This window comes from Streptomyces sp. NPDC031426 (genome assembly GCF_055581585.1).
Genome location: NZ_JBVIJE010000004.1, coordinates 408,515 through 415,992, shown reverse-complemented (window position 1 = coordinate 415,992; position 7,478 = coordinate 408,515). Strand labels below are relative to the sequence as shown.

Genomic DNA, 7,478 nt, shown 5'->3' with positions numbered 1-7,478 from the left:
ACCGGTCTCCGGCCGCTCACGGGCCCCAGTCAGCAGTCGCACCATACCCGCCGACCAGTCGACATCCGACGTCGGCTCGTCCACCCCCCCCCCCCCCCCCCCCACTCCCCCCCCTATCCCCCCCCCCCCCCCCCCCCCCCCCCCCCCCCGGGCCCCGGCTGTTATCGGCCATGGGGCCGGTGAGGTCACAGAAAGGTCTCTTACGGGGTACTGACTCAGCCTTGGTGATGTGGCTAACATCACGCCAGCGCGGCGATGTTGCCGCGTCGTTACGGAGGTGCGACGTGCTGCCAGTACGGGGACGAGACGGCCGTGCCACCGGGGCTGCGCACATCCTGCGCGTCCGCACCGCGTGGACACCGGTCGGGGACGGCGAGTTCTACTGCCCCGGCTGCGGAGGCGACCGCAACTACCAGCGGCTCACCGGCCGCCGCCGACTCACCCTGCTCGGTGTGCCCCTGCTGCCGCGCGGCACCGCGGGCCCGGTCGTGGAGTGCGCCGCCTGCCGCCACCACTACGGCACCGACGTCCTCGACCATCCCACCACCCGCCGCTTCTCCGCGATGCTCCGCGACGCCGTGCACACCGTCGCCCTCGCCGTGCTCGCCGCGGGCGGCACCTCCTCCCGTACGGCCCTGGAGACGGCCGCCGGCGCCGTGCGCGCGGCCGGTTTCGACGGCTGCACGGAGGAACAGCTGGCCGCCCTGGTCGACGCGCTCGCCGCCGACACCGGCCGGGTCCTCGGCGCCGAGTGCGGCACCAGCCTGACCATAGAGCTCCACGAGGCCCTGGACCCGCTCGCCCCGCACCTCGCGCCCGCCGGCCGCGAGTCCCTCCTCCTCCAGGCCGCCCGCATCGCCCTCGCCGACGGCCCCTACACCCCCGCCGAACGCGACGCCCTCACCACGGTCGGCGCGGCCCTCACCATCTGCGCCCCCGACGTGACCCGCCTCCTGGCAGCGGCGCGCACACCGTCCTGACGCCAGCGGGGGCCCTGATGCGCCGTGGCTCGTACACCCGAGCCGAACGCGGCGCCCTCACCACGGTGGGCGCGGCCCTCACCATCTGCGCCCCCGACGTGACCCGCCTCCTGGCAGCGGCGCGCACACCGTCCTGACGGGGGCCCGGGGCCCGTGAAGCCGGGGGCGCGCTGCACGCGGGGCCGTAAGGCGCGCGTGGCCATCGTGTGCGGGCGGTGCGGGTCCGTGGTGCCTCGGCGTGCGGTGTTGGGGTGCGCGGGGCGCAGGGCGTGCGGCGCTGGGATGTGCGGGCGGTACTCCCCGGGGAGTAACCGGGCCGCCCAGTCACCCCGTGCAGTACCGCCGAACTCGCTCCCGCGTCCGACGATCGTCGCCCCTTTCGCCGGAAGTCTGGAAGCCGTGTCCAGACATCCACTGCGGAGGGGAGGCCCGATTTCCATGGGGGCCGCGAAAACACGGAGGAGCCGGGCGCTGCCCTGGCTGGTGCTCGGACTGTGGGCGGTGCTGCTGGCCGTCGTCGGACCGTTCGCCGCCAAGCTGGGCGACGTCCAGCACGACCGGGCCACCGACTACCTGCCGGCGTCCGCCGACTCCACCCGGGTCGCCAAGCTGGAAGACCGGCTGCCCGGCGGCGAGACCACCGGGCTGGTCCTCGTCTACCACCGGCCGGCCGGTCTCACCGCCGCCGACCGGACCACGGCACAGGCCCAGGTCGCCGAGATCGGCAGGCGGCACCAGCTGACCGGGGGCACCCCGCACGGCATCCCGTCCGCCGACGGCACCACCCTCATGTACCCCGTCACCAGCAACGAGCCCGGCACGGACGAGAACAAGCGGAACACCTTCGTCGACGACGTCCACCAAGTCGCCCACGGCCAGGGCGGGTTGGCCGTGCGCGTCGGCGGTCCCGCCGCCCTCGCCACCGACGCCTCCGGCGTGTACGCCTCGCTCGGCGGCCCCCTGCTCTACACCACGGTCGCCGTCGTCGCGATCCTGCTCATCCTCATCTACCGCAGCCCCCTGCTGTGGCTGGTCCCGCTCGTCGTCGCCGGCCTCTCCGACTTCCTCGCCCGCGCCGCCGCCTACGGCCTCAACCAGGCCTTCGGCACCACCGTCTCCGGCCAGAGCGCCGGCATCATGACCATCCTCGTCTTCGGCGCCGGCACCGACTACGCCCTGCTCCTCGTCTCCCGCTACCGCGAGGAGCTACGGCGCCACGAGCGCCCGTACGACGCGATGCGCGCCGCCCTGCGCGGCTGTGGGCCCGCCGTCCTGGCCTCCTCCGGCACGGTCGCCGCCGGTCTGCTCTGCCTGCTCGCCGCCGACCTCAACTCCAGCCGGGGCATGGGTCCGCTCGGCACGGTCGGCGTGCTGTGCGCGCTCGCCGCGATGCTCACCCTCCTCCCCGCCGTCCTCGTCCTGCTCGGCCGCCGCGTCTTCTGGCCGCTCGTCCCGGCGTACGGCAGCGAGCCCAAGGTCCGCCGGTCCCTGTTCGCGGCGATGGGCTCCTCCGCCGGGCGCCGCCCGCTGACAGTCCTCGCCTCCGGCGCCGTCCTGCTCGGCGCGCTCGCGCTGGGCACCCTGAACCTGCCCGGCGCGATCAAGCAACTGGACACCTTCGTGGACCGGCCCGAGTCCGTGACCGCCATGGAAACCGTCGCCAAGGCCTACCCGGAGCGGTCCGCGCAGCCCATCGAGATCATGACCCCGGCCCGGCGGGCCGACGCCACCCTCGCCGCCGTCAAGGGCACCGAGGGAGTGGCGGACGCCCGCGAGGTCCGTACCGGCGGAGGCTGGACCGAGATCACCGTGACCGCCTCCGCCCCGCCCCAGTCCGCCGCCGAGACCGCCACCATCGAGGCACTCCGGCACCGGCTGCCCGGCTCCCACGTCGGCGGGCCCAGTGCCCAGCAACTCGACCTGAAGGACACAAGCGCCCGCGACCGCCTGGTGGTCGTCCCGATCGTGCTCCTGTCCGTGCTGCTGATCCTGGTCGTCCTGCTGCGCTCCCTGGTCGCACCGCTGCTTCTCGTCGCCGCCGTCGTCGCCGTGTGGGGCGCCGCCCTCGGCCTCGGCGGGCTCGTCTTCGGGCCCGTGTTCGGCTTCCCCGGCACCGACCCCGGCATCGGCCTGCTGTCCTTCGTCTTCCTGGTCGCCCTCGGCGTCGACTACGGCATCTTCCTGATGCACCGGATGCAGGAGGAATCGGTCAAGGGCGCCGAACCGGCGGCAGCCGCCCTCACCGCCCTGCGCACCACCGGCGGGGTCATCGCCTCCGCCGGACTGGTGCTCGCGGCCACCTTCGCGGTGCTGACCAACATGGGCCTGGTGCCGCTGGTCGAGCTGGGCTTCGTCATCGCCGTCGGCGTCCTGCTGGACACCTTCCTCGTCCGCACCTACCTGGTGACCAGCGCGAGCGTGGCGCTCGGGCGCAGGGTGTGGTGGCCGGGCCGGCTGTCCCGCCCGGCGCCGGACGCCGACCGCACGCCGGAGCCGGTGAGCGCGTAGCGGAAGATGAATCCCGTGCAGGCAACCGTCACGAACCCCGTGCAGGCAACCATCACCGCGTCCCGGCCCGGCCGGACCCTCGCGGCCCTGGATCCCCTGCGGCAGGACGCCCTCCTGGCCGCCGCGCTCGCCGCGCTCGCCTCCGCCATCGCCGTCACCGTCGGCAGCGGCCGGCACCCGGACGCGCTCGGCTGGGCCCTGCTGCTCGGCCTGCACGTGCCGCTGGCCTGGCGCCGACGGGCCCCGCTCACCGTGCTGGCGGTCATGATCACGCTGATCGCGACCTACCACCAGCTGGACTACAACCACTCGGCGCCCACCGCCGCCTCGATGGTCGTCCTCTACACGGTGGCGGTGACCCACGGCCCCCGGCGCACGGCCTTCATCGGCGCCGCCGTCGTCGCGCTGATGCTGCTCCTGAAGATCCGTCACGGCATGGCCGGGGTCCAGGTGAGCTTCCAGATCACCGGCTGGATCGTCTCCATGCTCGTCCTCGGCGGCTACCTCCGCGTCCACCGGGAGAACGCCGCCGCGGCCGTGGAGCGCGCCGAACGCGCCGAACGCACCCGCGAGGAGGAGGCCCGCCGCCGGGTCGCCGAGGAACGCCTGCGCATCGCCCGCGACCTGCACGACCTGCTCGCCCACACCATCACCCTCATCGGAGTGCAGACCTCGGTCGCCGCACACGTCCTGGAGGCCGACCCCGAGCGCCTGGACCGCACGGCCGTCGCGAAGGCCCTCGACGACATCGCCGAGACCTGCCGCACGGCCCGCGGAGAACTCCGTACGACCCTGGAGGTGCTGCGCGACCCCGGCGCCCCGGACGCCCGCGGCCCGCTGCCCGGCCTCGACGGCCTCGCCGAACTGGCGAAGTCGGCGGGCGCCCGGGTGGAGCTGGCCGTGCGCGCCGACGGGGTGCCGCCCGCCGTCGGCGCCGCCGCCTACCGGATCGTGCAGGAGGCGCTCACCAACGCGGTACGGCACGGCGGCCGGGCCGACCTGACCGTGCGCGTGGGCGTGCACCAGGAGGAGGGCGGCCTGCGCGTGCGGGTCACCGACGACGGGCTGGGCGACGCCGGTGACGGTCCGCCCGGGTTCGGGCTCGTCGGGATGCGGGAGCGGGCCCGCAGCGTCGGCGGCACGGTCGACGCCGGACCGCGCGCCGACGGCCGGGGCTTCGAGGTGAGCGCCGTACTGCCGCTGGGGCCGGAGGAGCGGAGATGATCCGGGTACTGCTCGCCGACGACCAGACCCTGGTGCGGGCCGCGTTCGCGATGCTCGTGGAGTCGGCGCCGGACATGGCGGTCGTCGGGCAGGCCGGCACCGGGCGCGAGGCCGTCGACCTGGCCCGCGCCGAGCGCGCCGACGTCGTCCTGATGGACATCCGCATGCCCGGTCTGGACGGCATCGAGGCGACCCGGCTGATCGCCGCCGACGAGGACCTCGCCGGGGTCAGGGTCCTGGTGCTCACCACCTACGACACCGACGAGCACGTGGTGGAGGCGCTGCGCGCCGGTGCCTCCGGATTCCTGGTGAAGGACACCCGTCCGGCCGACCTCCTCGACGCGATCCGCACGGTCGCGGCGGGCGAGGCACTGCTCTCGCCGGGGCCCACGGCACGCCTGATCGAGCGGTTCCTGCGCAGCCCTTCGGCGCCCGTGACCGGTGGCCCCGAGTGCCTTTCGGACCGGGAGCGGGAGGTGCTGACCCTGGTCGCGCGCGGCCTCAACAATGCCGAGGTCGCCGAGGTATTGGGCCTCAGCCCGCTCACCGCCAAGACCCATGTCAGCCGGATCATGGGCAAGCTCGGCGCCCGGGACCGGGCCCAGCTGGTGATCGTCGGCTACGAGTCAGGGCTGGTGATTCCGGGGAGCATGGGTGGGTGACACCGAAGAGCCGCGCCCTGTTCACCGCCCTGGCGCTCCTCACCTCGCTCACCGCCGCCCTGCCCGCCCACCCCGCAGCGGCGCGGGCGCTGCCCGGCTGCGTCTCCTCGGTGCCGTACGTCGCCGGCCGCGGCGGCTACGCCGCCTACCGGATTCCCGCGGTCGTGCAGACCGGGCATGGCACCGTGCTGGCCTTCGCCGAGGGGCGGCGGGACGGCGTCGGCGACACCGGTGACATCGATGTCGTCCTGCGCCGCTCCACCGACGGCGGCTGCACCTGGGGCCCGCTGACGGTCGTGACCGCCGGACACGGGGACACCCGGGGCAACCCGGCGCCGGTCGTGGATCCGCTCACCGGCGCCGTCGTCCTGGTGACCTGCGCCAACAGCGGGAAGGCGGCGGAGGAGCAGATCCGGCGCGGGGTGGGGGAACGCCGGGTGTTCGTGCAGCACAGCTGGGACGACGGCCGGCACTTCACACCTCCGGCGGACATCACGGCCCAGGTGAAGCGGCCCGGCTGGCGTTGGTACGCCACCGGTCCCGGCCACGCCGTCGCCCTCACCCGGGGCCCGCACGCCGGCCGTCTGCTCGTCCCCGCCAACCACACCGTCGCCGCGCCCGCCACGTCCTTGGGCCCCGGCTCCCGGTACGACGGCGGGCACGCGCTCTACAGCGACGACGGCGGCCGCACCTGGCGGCTCGGCTTCGTGACCGAAGCCCACGACGGCGTGACCAACGTCAACGAGACGACTGCCACCCAACTCCTGGACGGCAGGCTCTACTTCAACGCCCGCGACCAGTACGGCACCGCCCCCGGCAACCGCCTCGACACCTACTCCGGCGACGGCGGCACCACCCTGGACCGCCCCTACGCCGCCCAGCCCACCCTGACCGACGTCCCGGTCGTCCAGGGCAGCGTCCTCCAGCTCCAAGGCCGTCAAGCCCCGTTGCTGTTCTCGGCCCCGTCCGTACCGACCGCCCGCCGCGCCCTGGCACTCTGGTCCAGCACGGACAGCGGCCGCACCTTCACCAGGCTCCTCACCCTCGCGGACCGCCCGGCCGCCTACTCCGACCTGGTCCAGCTCGGGCGCGACACGGTCGGCGTCCTGTATGAAACGGGCACCACCCACAGCTACGACACCGTGGAGTTCCGCAGACTGACCCTGCCCTGAGGCCCTAGAGAAGTCCGGCCGCCGCCAAGAACTTCCCGACCCGCTCGGCCTCCTCGCCCGACAGCGGCACCTGCGGCTCGGCCGTCACCGGGCAGTCGATGACGCCCCGCAGATGCAGTGCGGCCTTGAACGCGCCCAGGGCCGACGAGCTGCCGCCCATCCGCGCCGGGTCCCCGACCGTGACCATCCCGAACAGCGCGCACAGCCGCTCCTGCTCCACCCGCGCCCCCTCCCAGTCCCCGGCACGGCACATCCGGTACAGCCGGACGTACCCGTGCGGGTCGACGTTGGCCAGCCCGGGCACCGCGCCGTCGGCACCCAGCGCCAGCGCGGAGTCCACGATCAGCTCCGAGCCGGTCAGCACGCTGAACCCGGGGTGCACACGGGCGCCCGTGGTGATCTCGCGGAAGGCGGCCAGGTCCCCGCTGGAGTCCTTGATCCCGGCCAGCACCCGGTCGGCGGCGAGACCCAGCACCACGTCGGCGGGGAGCTTGGTGTGCACGGCGCCGGGAATGTCGTAGGCGATGACCGGCACCTCGGACGCGGCGGCGATCCTGCGGTAGTGGTGGACGATCTCGGAGCGGTGGGTGCGGGCGTAGAAGGGCGCGGTGACGACCACCGCCTCCGCTCCGGCCGCCGTCACCGCCGAGACGTGGTCCAGGACGCGCGGCGTGGTCATGTCGATGGCGCCGGCCAGGACCGGCAGCTGACCGCCCACATGGGCCACGACCGCCTCCACGACCTGCCTGCGCTGCCGGTCCGTGAGGAACGCCGCCTCGGAGGTGGACCCGAGCAGGAACAGTCCGTGCACCCCGCCCTCCACCAGATGGTCGACCAGACCGAGCAGCGAGGGCACGTCCACCTCGCGCTCCGGCGTCAGGGGCGTGCAGACGGGCGGGACGACACCGGTGAGCGGGGTGGGGAAGGGCATG

General features: G+C 74.4%; 6 protein-coding genes. 5 read left to right on the top strand and 1 reads right to left on the bottom strand.

What is annotated here, in order from left to right:
• Positions 1-284 precede the first annotated feature (284 nt).
• The 5 genes from ACZ5NH_RS10150 (at position 285) to ACZ5NH_RS10130 (ending at position 6,546) form a co-directional block, all read left to right on the top strand.
• Complete coding sequence (locus ACZ5NH_RS10150; RefSeq protein ID WP_388622147.1) at positions 285-980, top strand: TerB family tellurite resistance protein; 696 nt, start codon at positions 285-287, stop codon at positions 978-980.
• Positions 981-1,418: 438 nt separating this feature from the next.
• Entirely contained in the window at positions 1,419-3,488 is a 2,070-nt protein-coding gene (locus ACZ5NH_RS10145) for an MMPL family transporter (protein ID WP_468774072.1), read from the top strand.
• A 15-nt stretch (positions 3,489-3,503) separates the two neighbouring features.
• Entirely contained in the window at positions 3,504-4,712 is a 1,209-nt protein-coding gene (locus ACZ5NH_RS10140; RefSeq protein WP_468774070.1) for a sensor histidine kinase, read from the top strand.
• On the top strand, positions 4,709-5,374 hold the full coding sequence (locus ACZ5NH_RS10135) for a response regulator transcription factor (RefSeq protein ID WP_468774068.1): 666 nt from the start codon (positions 4,709-4,711) through the stop codon (positions 5,372-5,374). The genes ACZ5NH_RS10140 and ACZ5NH_RS10135 overlap by 4 nt, the downstream gene beginning before the upstream one ends.
• On the top strand, positions 5,371-6,546 hold the full coding sequence (locus tag ACZ5NH_RS10130; protein WP_468774066.1) for a sialidase family protein: 1,176 nt from the start codon (positions 5,371-5,373) through the stop codon (positions 6,544-6,546). Before ACZ5NH_RS10135 ends, ACZ5NH_RS10130 begins: the two co-directional genes overlap by 4 nt.
• Before the next feature lie 4 nt (positions 6,547-6,550).
• On the opposite strand, the gene ACZ5NH_RS10125 is transcribed toward ACZ5NH_RS10130, so the two are convergent.
• A complete protein-coding gene (locus ACZ5NH_RS10125) occupies positions 6,551-7,477 on the bottom strand; it encodes a dihydrodipicolinate synthase family protein (protein ID WP_468774064.1) in 927 nt (308 codons plus the stop codon).
• Between the last annotated feature and the right edge of the window lies 1 nt (position 7,478).